Source organism: Kribbella sp. NBC_01505 (assembly GCF_045040285.1).
Taxonomy (GTDB): Bacteria; Actinomycetota; Actinomycetes; order Propionibacteriales; family Kribbellaceae; genus Kribbella.
In genome coordinates this window covers 7325071-7339197 of record NZ_CP109425.1, presented here as the reverse complement: position 1 = coordinate 7339197, position 14127 = coordinate 7325071, and the positions used below count along the sequence as shown (strand labels likewise).

Sequence of the window (14127 nt, the reverse complement as noted above, 5' to 3'; positions counted from 1 at the left end):
ACGCTGCCAACTCGACAGCTCGCAGCTTACTTGGCCGCGTTGCGGATCTTCGCGGCGAGGGCGTCGACGAGCGACGTGACAAGCTTGATCGTGTCGTCGTCGGTCAGGTTCCCGGCCTCGTCGAACCGCTCGTGCGCCCGGAAAGCCATCACCTCAGGCTTCACCACGACGTCGGAGTGCGTCCACACGAACACCTGCCGCAACGCCAGCTGCGCGCGAACCGTCCCGAAGTTCGTCGGCGCCGCGCCCATGATCGCCACCGGCTTGTGCAGCAACGACGACGTCGCCGACGGCCGCGAAGCCCAGTCGATCAGGTTCTTCAGTCCACCCGGGATCGAGTAGTTGTACTCCGGAGTCGCGAACAGCACGCCGTCCGCGGCCCGGATCCGGTCCCGCAGCTCGCGCACCCGAACCGACAGCGTCTCCTCGGTGTCCAGGTCGCCGTCGTAGTACGGCAGCTCCGCCAGCCCGTCGTACACGTCGATCGCCACTCCCGCCGGGGCGTGCTTCTGCGCCGCCTTCAGCAACGCTGTGTTCAACGAACCCGCCCGCAAGCTTCCCGAGATCCCCAGGATGTCCAAGTCAGTCATTCAACTATTTAAACATAAACTACCTACCCCCACACCACCCCCCACCCAAGGCCACCTCATCACAAGATCCACAGACCGCTCCCTTCGAGCCGGAACGGTCGGCACCAGACCCTCGCCACCGCGGCCCGCCTTACACGCAGCATGGCTGGCCACACCTTCGGCTGAGGGGATGGCGAGGCCGCGATCGCGTGCCCGCCGCCTGAGCTTCCGGGCTTCGGTTGCGGTGCAGAAAAGCGACGGGATCTCCCCGCAAGTTGCTGGTTCTCCCCTCAAAAAATGAGCAGAGAAGGGGCAACCTGAACGGATATCCAGCCAAATTTCGCGGGCCAGGAACACAACCCCGAACCACAATGCTCGACCATCGCAGTGCTCGACCACCGCGATGGATTACCTACCCGGCCTCCTCATCGTCGAGAGCAACCACAACCCGTCAGCCACAAGCAACTGGGAACGTCGGTCACCGGCCTCGCCATCCCGCCCAGCCGAAGACCACCCCAGCCACCCGCTTCAATCAAACCGGCCGCAGCGACGACCAGCCACCGCCGACCCAGCCGGCCGCATCCCAGCGGACGGATGGGACGAGCACCCTCGGGACGGCGGGGCTACTGAGTTGCCACAGCGGATCACCCACCGCGACAAATCACCTGCCGCGATCCCGCTCCCCGCAAACCGCCACCAAGCCAACGACCCCAGCCAGGACCCGGCCAGCGCCGACCACTGCTAGCGAACCACCGCGGCGCGTCACCTAGCAGGCCTCCCCCTCATTAGCCGCAACCACAGCCCGGAATCTCAGGCGACGGGCACGCGACCGCCGACCTCGCCACCCACCTCAACCACCGGATCGTCCAACCATCTGTCGTTCAACCGGCCGCAGCGGCGAGTAACCACCGCCTGCCCAGCCGGCCGCATCCGCGGCAACGCGAAACCCACCGCGACCCCATCCACCCCCGTCGGCGGTCCGGGCTAGCACCCGCCGTACGGAGCAAGGTGTCAGGTGGTGAGGAGGCGGGCGAGGGTTTCGGCGGCGAGCTTGCAGTCGGAGGCGGAGGCGTCGAGGTGGGTTACTACTCGGAGTTGGGTGGCTCCGATGCCACCGACGAGGAGGCCTTCGGTGCGGGCGGCTGCGACTACCTCGGCGACTGTTTTGCCGGTGACGGCTAGGTCGGCTACGACGATGTTGGTGTCTACCTGGTCGGGCTTGACGGAGCCGGGGGCGGCGTCGGCCAGGACTTCGGCGAGGTGGCGGGCGTTGGTGTGGTCTTCGGCGAGGCGGTCGATGTTGTGCTCGAGGGCGTAGAGACCGGCCCCGGCCAGTACGCCGGCTTGCCGCCAGCCGGCGCCGAGGCGCTTGCGCCAGATGCGGGCTTCGCGAATCAGCTCGGTGGAGCCGACCAGGACTGAGCCGATGGGAGCGCCCAGGCCCTTCGACAGGCAGACACTCGCGGCTGCCGCGCGGACGGCGTACGAGGCTGGGGTGCGGCCGGTGGCGACGGCTGCGTTCCAGAGGCGGGCACCGTCCAGGTGCAGCGGGATGCTGCGGGATGCGAGCTCGTCGGCGAGGGCGTCGTACCCGTGCTGGATCGCGCCGCCGCCGAAGTTGTGCGTGTTCTCGACCGAGACGGCCGAGGTGGTGATGAAGTACGGGCCGAGGTCCGGTGCGATCAGCGCCTGGACCTGCGTGAGGTCTGTCGGCCCGATCCACGTGCGGGTGGTGACGCCGCTGACGGCCGCGTGCCCGCCGAGCTCGGCACGCACCACATGCGAGCTCGCCTCGCACAGCAGCTCCCCGCCGCGCGGAACCAGAGCCTGTACGCCGAGGAGATTCGCCAGCGACCCAGTAGCGACGAACAGTCCGGCCTCGTGTCCGAGCAGTCCGGCGACGGTCTCCTCGAGCTGGTTGACGGTCGGGTCCTCGCCGTACACGTCGTCGCCCAGCGGCGCGCTCGTCATCGCCGCCAGCATCCCCGCCGACGGGCGGGTGACGGTGTCGGACCGCAGGTCGATCATGCGCGGGCGGCCCGCAGGCGCTCGGCGACCAGGAACGCGAGCTCGAGCGACTGGTGCCGGTTCAGCCGCGGGTCGCAGGCCGTCTCGTACCGGTTCGCGAGGTCCTCGGCGACCAGCGCCTCACCACCACCGACGCACTCGGTGACGTCGTCACCGGTCAGCTCGATGTGCATACCGCCCGGCCAGGTGCCGACCTGCTGGTGCGCGTCGAAGAAGCCCTGGACCTCGTCCATCACGGCGTCGAAGCTGCGGGTCTTGTAGCCGTTCGGGGTCTCGAACGTGTTGCCGTGCATCGGGTCGCAGACCCACGCGATCGGCGAACCGTGATCGCGGACCGCCTCCAGCAACGGCGGCAGCCCGTCGCGGATCTTGCCCGCGCCCATCCGGGTGATGAAGGTCAGCCGGCCCTCGATGCCCTTCGGGTTCAGCTTGTCGATCAGGGCGCGGATGTACTCCGGGGTCGTGGTCGGCCCGATCTTCACACCCAGCGGGTTCGACAGCGACGCCAGGAACTCCACGTGCGCGCCGTCCAGCTGACGCGTCCGCTCCCCCACCCACAGCAGGTGGCCGCCGACGTCGTACGGCTGCTCGGTGCGCGAGTCGATCCGGGTCAGGGCGTGTTCGTACTCGAGGATGAGTGCCTCGTGCGACGCGTAGAAGTCGACGGTCTTGAACTCGTCCGCCGTCGCACCGCAGGCCCGCATGAACGCGAGCGCCCGCTCGATCTCGGTCGCCAACTGCTCGTACCGCCGGCCGACCGGCGAGGAATTCACGAAGTCGGTGTTCCAGGCGTGCACCTGGTGCAGGTCGGCGTACCCACCCGTGGTGAACGCGCGAGTCAGGTTCAGCGTCGCGGCGGCCGCGTTGTAGACCCCGCGCAGCCGCTGCGGGTCCGGGATCCGCGCCTCGGGCGTGAACTCCAGCCCGTTGACAGCATCACCCCGGTACGTCGGGAGCGTGACACCGTCCCGCGTCTCCTCACCGGAGCTGCGGGGCTTCGCGTACTGCCCGGCGATCCGGCCGACCTTCACGACCGGAACACTCGCGGCGTACTGGAGCACGACCGACATCTGCAGCAGCACCCGCAGCTTGGCCCGGATGTTCTCCGCGGTCACCCCGGCGAACGTCTCCGCGCAGTCCCCGCCCTGCAGCAGGAACGCCTCGCCGCGGGCGACCGCGCCGATCTTCGTCGTCAGGTCGTCGCACTCGCCCGCGAACACCAGCGGCGGCAACGTCCGCAACTCCGAGATCACCTGCTCCAGAGCCACCGGGTCCGGCCACTCCGGCTGCTGCAGCGGCTTGAGCCCCCGCAGCTCGTCCAGACTCGGAACCCCAGGCACTTCCCCGGCACTCAACGTCGCGAATTGCATGCCCCCAGCCTATTCGAGCCGCCCCACCACCCGCACCGCCGTCTCAATCACACTTGGTCAAAGCGTCTAGGGCGGCTTGGTGAATGGTGGGGGCGGCGGCTAGGAAGTTAGGGCTGGTGAGAGTCCAAGACTTGCCGGTCAGGTCGGTGACAGTGCCGCCGGCTTCGCGGACGAGGAGGGCACCGGCGAGCAGGCCGGAGCGGACGTCGGAGTACTGCCAGAACGCGTCCATCCGGCCGGCTGCGACCTGGATCAGGCGGAGGGTGGCGGGGACGGAGGCCTGGACGACGAGCGAGCTGGTGAGCATCGCGGTCATGCTGCGGCCGATCTGCTGGAAGGTTTCGGCGCTCTCGCCCGGCTTGGCCTGACCGGTGGCGACCAAGGCGGCAGCCAGCGAGGTCTTGGCCGAGACGGTCAGCGGCCGGCCGTTCAGAAAAGCGCCCTCGCCGGCGAGCGCGGTGTAGGTGTCGCCCGTGAGTGGCAGATGTACGACGGTCAGCACCGGCTCGTTGCCGCGGACCAGAGTCGCGGTGACGGACCAGTCGGTCATGCCGTGAATGTGGTTGATGTTGCCCTCGACCGGGTCGACGATCCACCACTCACCGGGCGGAAGGTCGCCGCCCTCGAGCTCGTCCTCAACCCAGCCGGACCCCGGTACGGCGGCGAGCAGCGGCTCCTTGATGAGCGCGAGAACCGCGTCGTCGTTGGCATGGATCGCGGCCAGGATCGCGTCCGCGTCAGCCGGTCGGGCGTCGGCGGAGAACCGGTCGATGAGCAGCGGTCCGGCGGTCTGGACGATGGCGGTGATCTCGGAGAGGAGGTTCATGTCTTCGACGCTAGAAGCGCCAACACCTAACATCAAGTGCAACCTTAGATAGGTCTACCATTACCCGCATGCACTTGGATCTGAACCTGCTCACCGCCCTCGATGCATTACTCGAAGAAGGCAGCGTCGCCGGGGCCGCCGAGCGGCTGCACGTGACACCGCCCGCGATGAGCCGCACGCTCGGGCGGATCCGGCGCGCGACCGGCGATCAGATCCTGGTCCGGACCGGCCGCTCGATGACGCCGACGCCCCACGCGGTCGCACTCCACGCCCGCGTCCACGAGCTCGTCCATCAGGCCCAGCTCCTGCTCGCACCCGAGCGCGAGGTCGACCTGGCCACGCTCGAGCGGACCTTCACACTGCGCTGGCACGACGCGCTGACGGTCGCCTACGCCCCGGCCCTGCTGACCACGGTCCGAGCGCAGGCTCCCGGCGTACGGCTGCGGTTCCTGCCGGAGGCGAGCTCTGACACGCACGAGCTGCGGCGCGGCGAGGTGGACCTGGAGGCAGGCGCTGGGATTCCGGAGCTGCCAGAGGTTCGCCACGAGCTTGTCGGCGAGGGCCGGCTGGTGGTCGCGGTCCGCTCCGGCCACCAGCTGACCGAGGGGAAGCTCACCGCCGAGCGGTACGCCGCTGCCGAGCACGTGACGGTGTCCCGGCGCGGGCGCCTGGTCGACCCGATCGACGACGTACTGGCTGAGGCCGGGCTGCGGCGCGAGGTGGTGGTGGCGTCGCCGACGGTCGCCGCGGCTCTCCAGCTGGTGCGCCTGAGCGACCTCGTCGTCACGCTGCCCGATGTCACCAACCTGCTCGACTTCGGGCTCAGCAAGCTGCCGCTACCGCTCGACGTGCCGGCGATTCCGATCCGGCTCTCCTGGCATCAGCGGTACGACGGCGATCCGGGCCACGCGTGGCTGCGGGAGCGGGCGCGCGCCGTACTGCGGGGTCAGGAGGCTTTGGTGTCGCCCAGCCGCAGGTGATCGTCGACCGACTCGCCGGCCTTGATCAGCTCCTTGGCCTTGTCCGCGTACATGTCGACGTACTCCTGGCCGGACAGGTCCATCAGCGCGTACATGATCTCGTCGGTCACCGAGCGCAGCACGAAGCGGTCGCGCTCCATGCCCTCGTACCGCGAGAAGTCCAGCGGCTCGCCGACCGCGACGCCCGGCCGGTTCATCCGCGGGAACAGCTTGCCCGGGTCACGCCGCCAGATCTTCGGCAGCACCGAGCCCGGGGGCTGCAGCTTGTGGGTGTCGATCATCGCGACCGGGATCACCGGGACGCCGGCCACGATCGCCATCCGGGCGACGCCGGTCTTGCCCTTGTACAGGCGGCCGTCGGGTGAGCGGGTGCCCTCGGGGTAGATCCCGAAGAGCTGACCCTTCTTCAGGATGTCCAGGCCGGTGTTCAGCGCGGCCAGCGAGGCGCGGCCGCCGGAGCGGTCGATCGGGATCTGGCCGATGGACCGGAAGAAGGTCGCCATCAGCTTGCCCTTGATCCCGGGAGCGGTGAAGTACTCCGACTTCGCCGGGAAGACGATCTGCCGCGGTACCGCGACCGGCAGGAAGATCGAGTCGGAGAACGCGAGGTGGTTACTGACCAGCAGCGCCGGGCCGACGGTCGGGATGTGGTGCAGCCCCGTCACCTTCGGCCGGAAGAACAGCTTCACGAATGGTGCAACGATGAACTGTCTGATGAGCAGGTACAGCATCCGCCTCGACCTCCGTCACTCGCCTGACAAGCCTCGTCACACCTGGCCGGTACCCGTCCATGGTCCGTCGGACAGGCCTCCGGCACCAGTCCCGCCGGTGCGGAGACTACGTTCCACCTTCCCACTCAGGCAATGTCACCGCCAGGAATGTTGATGTTGCTCACCGTGTTGTCACCTGGATGCAGACTGGATGCAGTCCAGATGCGACCATTGATCGCGCGGCGGGTGGGGGCTTCGGCCACCGCTCAGGGCCGCCTGTGAGGAACCCCACGACCGGGCGAGGAGTCGACCGTGCCAGTGCAAGTCCACGCGGAGGAGTTCCGCAGCTCCGGGACCGGGGAGAACGCCGCCGTCGGCGTACTGCTGAGCCACGGGTTCACCGGTTCACCGCGCTCGATGCGCCCCTTCGGTGAGCACCTGGCGAGCCTCGGGTACGGCGTCGCCGTGCCGCGGCTGCCCGGCCACGGGACGACCTGGCAGGAGATGAACACCACCGGCTGGCCCGACTGGTACGCCGTACTGGACAACGAGCTGGCCCGTCTTCGCAAGGAGCACGACCAGGTGGTCGTGGTCGGCCTGTCGATGGGCGGCGCGCTGGTGCTGCGGCTGGCGGAGGAGCACGGCGCGGACATCTCCGGCGTGGTCCTCGTGAACCCGTCGGTCAGCACCGAGGACAAGCGGCTCGGGCTGCTGCCGGTGCTGTCGAAGTTCATCCCGTCGTTCCCTGGCATCTCGAACGACATCAAGAAGCCCGGCGTGGACGAGGGCGCGTACACCCGGATGCCGCTCAAGGCGACACTCTCGCTGTCGAAGCTGTGGAAAGTGGTCCAGGCGGATCTGCCAAAAGTCACCCAGCCGGTGCTGCTTTTCCGCAGTACTGTCGATCACGTGGTCGAAGCCAGCTCTTCCCGCCGGGTCCTCACCTCCATCTCGTCGCGCGACGTGACCGAGACCGTGCTCGAGGACAGCTACCACGTCGCGACGCTCGACAACGACGCGCCACGGATCTTCGAGGACACCGCAGCCTTCATCGCTCGAGTAACGAGTACTGCCCGCGTGACTGGTCCAGCCGATGCGTGACAACGGTCTGACCGCCGCGGAGTACACCTCACTCGGCGGGATCGACGCGCTGGTGGCCGAGCCGGTGCTGGCCGCGCTGGCCAAGGCGAACATCGCCGCGTACTGCGAATCCTCCGAGGAGACGCCCGACGAGCTGTTCGTCGACACCGACCAGGTCGAGCAGGCCCGCCCGGTGATCGCGCGCAGCACCGAGGACGCCGAGTGGCAGTCGCTGGTCGAGCAGTTCAACGCGCCGTCCGCGCCCGGCCACGACGGCGGGGAGACGCCGGTGCCGCGGTGGCCGGCCAGCGAGGACGTGGACGAGAAGTACGAACCGCTGATCGACGTACCGGCCGGACTGATCGTCGGCGACGACCCCGAGGACGAGCCGGAGCCCCGCCCGAAGCGGGCGGCCGACGACCCGCACGATCACTTCGTCCCGCCGGAGCCGCCGCGCGGCCCGAAGCTGGACTGGGTCAGCCGGCTCGCCTGGCTCGGCCTGTTCGGCGGTCCGATCCTGCTGATCCTGGCCGCGCTCTTCGACTTCGGCGACAGCCGGATCACCGCGCTCGCGGTCGCCGGCCTGATCGGCGGCTTCCTGACGCTGGTGATCCGGATGAAGGACCGGCTGCCCCAGGACGACACCCCGGACGACGGAGCCGTGGTGTGAGCTAGCATCAGCAGATCGTCGGACAATCTGACGTTCTTGTTGAGGGAGGTACCCCGTGCAGGTCAGCGAAACCGTCGAGATCACCGGCCACCTGATGGACTCCGGGTTGCTGTCCCGGGTCCTCGACGACATCCGCGGGTACGGCGGTGAGTACACGCTGGACAAGTTCGACCTCGGGTACGACAAGGACGACCCGTCCACGGTCCGGATGACGGTCGGCGCGGAGGACGAGGAGTCGCTGCAGCGGCTGCTGATGCGGATCCAGACCAAGGGCGCGAACCTGGTCGACCCCGGTACGCCGGAGATCGCCGAAGTGGCCCAGGACGGGGTCTTCCCGGACGGCTTCTACTCGACCACGAACCTGCCGACCAGCGTCCGGCTGGACGGTCACTGGGTGACGGTCCAGAACCCGGAGATGGACTGCGGCCTGCTCGTCGAGGGCGGCGCCGTACGGACGATCCCGATGTCCGAGGTCAAGGCCGGGATGCGGATCATCTCGAGCGCGCAGGGCGTCAAGGTCACCCCGCCGATCGCCACGAACACCGAAGAGGGCTTCGGCTTCATGGAGTCCGACGTGTCCAGCGAGAAGCCGCAGCGGGTGCTCGTCCAGCAGGTCGCCGACGGCATGCGCGAAGCGAAGGCGAACGGCCTGAAGGTGCTCTGGGTCGGTGGCCCCGGCATCGTGCACACCGGCGCCGCACCGGCCATGGTCGCGATCGTCGAGGCCGGTTTCGTCGACGTCCTGTTCGCCGGAAACGCGCTGGCCACCCACGACATCGAGTCGTCGCTCTACGGTACGTCGCTCGGTGTCGACCTGGCCCGTGGCCGCGGCGTCGAGCACGGTCACGAGCACCACATCCGCGCGATCAACACGATCCGCAAGGCCGGCTCGATCGCGGCCGCGGTGGACCAGGGCGTGCTGACCTCCGGCGTGATGCACGCGCTGGTCAAGCAGGGCAACAAGTTCGTCCTGGTCGGTTCGGTCCGCGACGACGGCCCGCTGCCGGACGTCTACACCGACGTCCTCGAGGGCCAGCGCGCGATGCGCAACGAGCTCGACGGCGTCGGCTACTGCCTGATGGCCGCGACCATGCTGCACTCCGTTGCCACCGGCAACATTCTGCCGGCCTCGATCCCGCTGACCTGCGTCGACATCAACCCGGCCACCGTCACCAAACTCGCCGACCGTGGCTCCAGTCAGGCGCGCGGTATCGTCACCGACGTCGGCCTGTTCGTCGAGCACCTCGCCCGCGAGCTCTCCCCGGCGTACGCCGAACTGAAGTAGGTCCCGCCCGACTGCCCAACCCGAACATGGGAGACAGCCACTGATGACCCCGGACTTCGAGTCGTTCCTGCGCCGGTTCGAAGAGGCCAACTCCGCGTTCGTGAACGGCGACGTCTCGCTGTGGATGCCGATGGTGTCCCGCAGCGAGGTGAGCTCGATCTTCGGTGGGTTCGGCGGGTTCGAGACCGGCTGGACCCAGGTCGGCCCCCGCTACGAGTGGGCCTCGGCGCAGTTCGCGCCGAGCGACGCGAAGGTCGAGTTCGAGTACCTGGACAAGCACGTCGGCCCCGACTCGGCGTACACGGTCGCGATCGAGCGCTGCACGGTCCGGTACGTCGATCGCCCGGGCGAGCACGCGCACGAGTTGCGGGTGACGATGGTGTTCCGCGCCGAGGACGGCGACTGGAAGATGGTCCACCGGCACGCGGACCCGCTGAACCCCAAGGCCGGGCCGACCGAAGCCTAAGGTTTGCCAGGATGTTTGGATGGGCCCCATGACCGAACTCGTGCACCTGAGCACCGCCGACGGCGTCGCGACCATCACCCTGGACTCGCCGCACAACAAGAACGCGCTCTCCCAGCAGCTCACGGGTGAGCTGCTCGAGCATCTGGCCACTGCCGGAGCGGACGACGCGGCCCGGGTGATCGTGATCCGGTCGGCGCTCGACGTGTTCTGCTCAGGTGCGGACATGTCCGAGGCGACGAGTGTCGGCATGGGCGTCGGCGCGCAGCGGATGGTCGACGTACAGCGCGCGATCGTCGCCAACCCCAAGCCGGTGATCGCCCGCGTGGCCGGTCCGGTGCGGGCAGGCGGGATCGGCATCGTCGCCGCGGCCGACATCAGCGTGGCCGGAGCCAGTACGTCGTTCGCCCTGACGGAGGTCCGTCTCGGGCTGGCGGCGGCAACGATCTCGCTGACTGTGCTCGCCCGCCTGAACGACCGCGCGGCGGCGTACACGTTCCTGACCGGCAACGCCTTCGACGGTCTCGAGGCGGCCCGCCTCGGCCTGGTCACGCTGACCGTGGCCGACGACGAGCTCGACACCGCTCTCGACTCTCTGGTCGAGTCCGTCCTCAAGGGTGTCCCCCAGGGCCTCCGCGAGACCAAGAAGCTTCTCAACCGCGAGCTCCTCGCCGACATCGACGCCCGCGGCACCGAGCTCGCCGAACTCTCCGCCTCCCTCTTCGGCTCCCCCGCCGCCCAGGAAGCGATGCTCGCCTTCTTGAACCGCAAGAAGAAATAGTTTGAATCGCAAGAAGAAGAGCTAGGAGACGAACTTCCACCAGCGCTCGCTCTTGGGACGCTTCGGTTTGCGGCCTCCACGGCGCTCGACAGGCTGGCGTGCCCAGAGCACGCCGGACACGTCGGGCAGGATCACGCGTTGCCCCGCCGCGGTGATCAGCAGATAGTTCGCTTCGATCCGCTGGTAGTGGCCCATGCAGAGACCGCTCTGCCGATCCCACCAACGCCGGCGGGTCTCGAAATGCGGGCCGACGCACGAGCGGACATCGGAGCGCGGGATCGGATGCTCCGCGAAGCGCTGCAGGAGGTTCGCGAACCGGTAGCGGTCCGGGTCGGACATTGCCTCGATGTCGGCGGCCTCGAGCGGTTCCAGCAGGCGTTGGACGTCGGGGGGCAGGAGGTGTCCGCCCCACAAATCGCGGAGCTCGCTTCCCAGGTAGTGCAGCCGGGAGAGCGAAATCATCCAGACGGAACCGGCCCACCAGTTCACGGCGAGGAGTACGACCGCCAACACCGCTTGGCCCCAACCGCCCAGGACGATCCGGCCCGCCTCCAGATGCCACGGCAGTACGGCGAGCAGCAGCATCACGGCGCCGCCGTACGCGACCCAGGCCGACGGATCGCGCAGGCTCATCGGGTGATAGCGGCCGCCGGGCTTTCGGGGCAGCGCACGTGAGCGCATCCCGAAGACGAACGGATTGCTGCTGCTCGTGACGTCGCGGAACACCTGCAGGGCCTGCTCGGGCAGGTGCAGGTACGGCAGGTACGCCGTGATGCGGTGGGCAAGGAAGGCCCCGGTGAAGGCGTGCGCCACCGTGAGCGCCAGCAGCCCCACCCAGGCGAAGCTGAGCGGAATGGCGACGCCCCCGAGCGACACGTCCGAGCCGCCGGCGAACAGCCGGCCCGCGATCGTGGCGAGGCAGAGGCCGGCGCCGATCGCGAGCAGACGGGAGCACACCTTGGCGCCCGTGAGGATCCGGGCGGTCTCGGACACCGGGTCGGGCCGGCGCAGGTAGTCGGCCCGCCGCTCACTCCAAGCCCCGCTGGAACGTTTTGCCATTCAGGCGATTATGGCAGCGACCGGGGGCTCACAACCGCAGCCGGTGTGGCGTTCCCGCGACCAACGTGAGTGGGACGCGGGCGTCGCCGTACCGGATGGTGCGGGTCTGATCCTGGTCGGCGATGAGGACCGCCTCGCGCCCGTCCGGGGACCAGGTGAGGTCGACGGTGATGCCGCCGCGCGCTCGCAGGCCGGTGATGGTGCCGGTGGGCCAGGCGGCGGGGAGGGCCGGGAAGAGTTCGAGGTCGCCGCTGTGGCTTTGCAGGAGCATCTCGGCGATGCCCGCGGTGGCGCCGAAGTTGCCGTCGATCTGGAACGGCGGGTGCGCGCACAGCAGGTTCGGATAGACGCCCGCGCCACTGCCGACGTAGTCGGTCTCGGTGTCGTCGGCCAAGGTCAGGAAGGCCCGGACCAGCCGGTGAGCGGCCGCACTGTCGCGGAGCCGGGCCCGCAGGTTGATCTTCCAGGCCAGTGACCAGCCGGTCGCCTGGTCACCGCGCAGGTCCATCGTCCGGGTGGCCGCGGCGGCGAGCTCTGGCGTGCTGTCCGGGGTGATCTGGTCGCCCGGGTGCAGTCCGATCAGGTGCGACATGTGCCGGTGATGCGGTTCCTGCTCCGGCAGGTCAGCAGCCCACTCCTGCAGCTGTCCGCGGCTACCGATCGACGGATCCGGGATGCGCTTCCGGGCCGCCGCGAACTGATCCACCAGTACGTCGGTCAGCCCGAGCACCGACGCGGTCTCGACGCAGCGATCGAACAGGTCCGCGATCAACGCCAGGTCCATCGTCGACGAGACCGTGACGGACGCCGGCTCCCCATCGGCAGCGACGTACTCGTTCTCCGGCGAGGTGGAAGGCGACGTACCGAGGCTGCCGTCCGGGAGCTCGGTCAACCAGTCGAGGCAGAACTCCGCCGCGCCGCGCAGCGTCGGCCACGCGCGCTCCAGGAACTCGCGGTCGCCCGTGAACGCGTAGTGATCCCACAGATGCCGGACCAGCCAGGTGCCGGCCATCGGCCAGTTCGACCACTTCGGATTGCCGTCGACCGGGACGGTCCAGCACCAGGCGTCGGCGTTGTGGTGCGCAACCCAGCCGGCCGCGCCATAGCGTTCCGAGGCGGTACGGCGGCCTGCCGCGGCGAGGTGGCCGAGATACGTGAGCAGCGGCTCGTGGCACTCGGACAGGTTGGTGGTCTCGGCCGGCCAGTAGTTCATCTCGGTGTTGATGTTGACCGTGTAGTTGGAGCTCCACGGCGGCTGCAGGATGTCGTTCCAGATGCCCTGCAGTGTGGTCGGCAGCCCGCCGGGTCGCGAGCTCGCGATCATCAGGTAGCGGCCGTAGTTGAAGATCAGCGCCGCGAGCGCGGGATCGTCGCTGTGTGCCAACCGCTCATCGGTCGGCAGCTCAGCCGCCGCGGTCGCCGGGAGATCCAGCGTCGAGCGGCGGTAGAGCGCGCGGTAGTCCGTGACATGCTCAGCCAGCAGCTCGTCGTACCCACGAGCGAGCGCGGCCTGCACCCGCTCGTCGGCCTCGGCCAAGCACTCCTCGCGGGTCCGGGTCGGCGCGGTCGCCGGATCGACGTACCCAGTCGCCGTCGACAGCACGAAGGTGATGTCCGTCGGGCCGGTGCTGGAGCTGCGGAGTGCAATGGCCGCCGCCATCCCCCGGTCGGGACCGTCGGAGTAGCGCACGGCCTCAACGCCCTCGCGATGCGGCGGGGCTACGTCTGCCGGCGCCTGGATCAGCAGGCCGTTCTCGACTACCTCCGATTGCAGCTGCGAGATCAGCCGGGCCCGGACATCGATCGGCCCCGAAGCCGTCACGCGGACCACGAAAACACCGGCGGGATGGCTGACGAACGCCTCCTGGTGGACGGTCAGACCTCCGATCTCGTACGAGACCGTGGCCACCGCCGAATCAAGGTCCAAGTCCCGCCGGTACGCCGTCGCGTCGCCACTGACCGCGTAGTCGAGCAGGAGGTCCCCCAGCGGCAGGTACGCCTGCGAATGCCCGGCCTGGAACCCCGTGGCCAGCTCTTCGGCCCGCCGTACGTCGCCGGCCGCGACCGCGTCCCGGACCGCCTGCACAGCCTGCGATCCGACCGCACCGCGCGGCTCGCACAGCACCCGCTGGGTCTCCGGGCTACCGGACCACAGCGTCTCGTCGTTCAGCGCGAGCCGCTCGGTCCCGGGCCGCCCGAAACACATCACCCCGATCCGGCCGTTGCCCAACGGCAACGCCTCCACCCACTCCCCCGCGGGACGGTCGTAGCGCAAGCTGCTCACCGGATTCCTCATGCGAGAGATC

13 protein-coding genes are annotated in these 14127 nt (G+C 69.0%); 6 read left to right on the top strand and 7 right to left on the bottom strand.

Going from position 1 to position 14127, the window contains the following annotated elements:
• Nucleotides 1-26 precede the first annotated feature (26 nt).
• From OG474_RS34535 to OG474_RS34520, 4 genes are all read right to left on the bottom strand, one after another.
• On the bottom strand, nucleotides 27-590 hold the full coding sequence (locus OG474_RS34535; protein ID WP_405057813.1) for an NADPH-dependent FMN reductase: 564 nt from the start codon (nucleotides 588-590) through the stop codon (nucleotides 27-29).
• 990 nt (nucleotides 591-1580) lie between these two features.
• A complete protein-coding gene (locus OG474_RS34530; RefSeq protein ID WP_405057812.1) occupies nucleotides 1581-2597 on the bottom strand; it encodes a threonine aldolase family protein in 1017 nt (338 codons plus the stop codon).
• Nucleotides 2594-3967 carry a class II 3-deoxy-7-phosphoheptulonate synthase gene (locus OG474_RS34525; protein WP_405057811.1) on the bottom strand — a complete coding sequence of 458 codons (1374 nt, stop codon included), beginning with the start codon at nucleotides 3965-3967 and terminating at the stop codon, nucleotides 2594-2596. Before OG474_RS34525 ends, OG474_RS34530 begins: the two co-directional genes overlap by 4 nt.
• 43 nt (nucleotides 3968-4010) lie before the next feature.
• Nucleotides 4011-4793: an inositol monophosphatase family protein gene (locus OG474_RS34520; RefSeq protein WP_405057810.1), complete on the bottom strand. Its 783-nt coding sequence runs from the start codon at nucleotides 4791-4793 to the stop codon at nucleotides 4011-4013.
• Nucleotides 4794-4861: 68 nt separating this feature from the next.
• Here OG474_RS34520 and OG474_RS34515 point away from each other — a divergent pair, with 68 nt between their 5' ends.
• Nucleotides 4862-5773, top strand: coding sequence for a LysR family transcriptional regulator (locus tag OG474_RS34515; RefSeq protein ID WP_405057809.1), 912 nt, complete (start codon nucleotides 4862-4864; stop codon nucleotides 5771-5773).
• Here the strand turns inward: OG474_RS34515 and OG474_RS34510 are convergent.
• The gene (locus OG474_RS34510; RefSeq protein WP_405057808.1) at nucleotides 5740-6504 is read right to left on the bottom strand and encodes a lysophospholipid acyltransferase family protein; all 765 of its coding nucleotides are present in this window, start codon (nucleotides 6502-6504) and stop codon (nucleotides 5740-5742) included. The genes OG474_RS34515 and OG474_RS34510 overlap by 34 nt on opposite strands.
• A 291-nt stretch (nucleotides 6505-6795) precedes the next feature.
• Between OG474_RS34510 and OG474_RS34505 the strand changes: the two genes are divergently transcribed.
• Genes OG474_RS34505 through OG474_RS34485 form a run of 5 tightly spaced genes read left to right on the top strand, consistent with a single transcriptional unit; the run spans nucleotide 6796 to nucleotide 10762 of the window.
• Nucleotides 6796-7584, top strand: a complete 789-nt coding sequence (locus tag OG474_RS34505) for an alpha/beta hydrolase (protein ID WP_405057807.1) — start codon at nucleotides 6796-6798, stop codon at nucleotides 7582-7584.
• A complete protein-coding gene (locus OG474_RS34500) occupies nucleotides 7577-8233 on the top strand; it encodes a hypothetical protein (protein ID WP_405057806.1) in 657 nt (218 codons plus the stop codon). The genes OG474_RS34505 and OG474_RS34500 overlap by 8 nt, the downstream gene beginning before the upstream one ends.
• Before the next feature lie 55 nt (nucleotides 8234-8288).
• Entirely contained in the window at nucleotides 8289-9518 is a 1230-nt protein-coding gene (locus OG474_RS34495) for a TIGR00300 family protein (protein WP_405057805.1), read from the top strand.
• A 43-nt stretch (nucleotides 9519-9561) separates the two neighbouring features.
• Nucleotides 9562-9984 (top strand): nuclear transport factor 2 family protein, encoded by a 423-nt coding sequence (locus OG474_RS34490; RefSeq protein ID WP_405057804.1) that lies wholly within the window; start codon nucleotides 9562-9564, stop codon nucleotides 9982-9984.
• A 28-nt stretch (nucleotides 9985-10012) separates the two neighbouring features.
• The gene (locus OG474_RS34485; RefSeq protein ID WP_405057803.1) at nucleotides 10013-10762 is read left to right on the top strand and encodes an enoyl-CoA hydratase-related protein; all 750 of its coding nucleotides are present in this window, start codon (nucleotides 10013-10015) and stop codon (nucleotides 10760-10762) included.
• A gap of 21 nt (nucleotides 10763-10783) precedes the next feature.
• On the opposite strand, the gene OG474_RS34480 is transcribed toward OG474_RS34485, so the two are convergent.
• Nucleotides 10784-11821: a hypothetical protein gene (locus OG474_RS34480; RefSeq protein WP_405057802.1), complete on the bottom strand. Its 1038-nt coding sequence runs from the start codon at nucleotides 11819-11821 to the stop codon at nucleotides 10784-10786.
• Between the two features lie 28 nt (nucleotides 11822-11849).
• Nucleotides 11850-14117: a glycosyl hydrolase family 95 catalytic domain-containing protein gene (locus OG474_RS34475; RefSeq protein ID WP_405057801.1), complete on the bottom strand. Its 2268-nt coding sequence runs from the start codon at nucleotides 14115-14117 to the stop codon at nucleotides 11850-11852.
• Nucleotides 14118-14127 lie beyond the last annotated feature (10 nt).

What these genes read in the sequence shown, in the direction of transcription:
- OG474_RS34535 (WP_405057813.1), bottom strand. Translation starts at nt 590, where the DNA reads ATGACTGACTTGGACATCCTGGGGATCTCGGGAAGCTTGCGGGCGGGT.
- OG474_RS34500 (WP_405057806.1), top strand. Translation starts at nt 7,577, where the DNA reads ATGCGTGACAACGGTCTGACCGCCGCGGAGTACACCTCACTCGGCGGG.
- OG474_RS34530 (WP_405057812.1), bottom strand. Translation starts at nt 2,597, where the DNA reads ATGATCGACCTGCGGTCCGACACCGTCACCCGCCCGTCGGCGGGGATG.
- OG474_RS34490 (WP_405057804.1), top strand. Translation starts at nt 9,562, where the DNA reads ATGACCCCGGACTTCGAGTCGTTCCTGCGCCGGTTCGAAGAGGCCAAC.
- OG474_RS34510 (WP_405057808.1), bottom strand. Translation starts at nt 6,504, where the DNA reads ATGCTGTACCTGCTCATCAGACAGTTCATCGTTGCACCATTCGTGAAG.
- OG474_RS34485 (WP_405057803.1), top strand. Translation starts at nt 10,013, where the DNA reads ATGACCGAACTCGTGCACCTGAGCACCGCCGACGGCGTCGCGACCATC.
- OG474_RS34480 (WP_405057802.1), bottom strand. Translation starts at nt 11,821, where the DNA reads ATGGCAAAACGTTCCAGCGGGGCTTGGAGTGAGCGGCGGGCCGACTAC.
- OG474_RS34475 (WP_405057801.1), bottom strand. Translation starts at nt 14,117, where the DNA reads ATGAGGAATCCGGTGAGCAGCTTGCGCTACGACCGTCCCGCGGGGGAG.
- OG474_RS34525 (WP_405057811.1), bottom strand. Translation starts at nt 3,967, where the DNA reads ATGCAATTCGCGACGTTGAGTGCCGGGGAAGTGCCTGGGGTTCCGAGT.
- OG474_RS34515 (WP_405057809.1), top strand. Translation starts at nt 4,862, where the DNA reads ATGCACTTGGATCTGAACCTGCTCACCGCCCTCGATGCATTACTCGAA.
- OG474_RS34520 (WP_405057810.1), bottom strand. Translation starts at nt 4,793, where the DNA reads ATGAACCTCCTCTCCGAGATCACCGCCATCGTCCAGACCGCCGGACCG.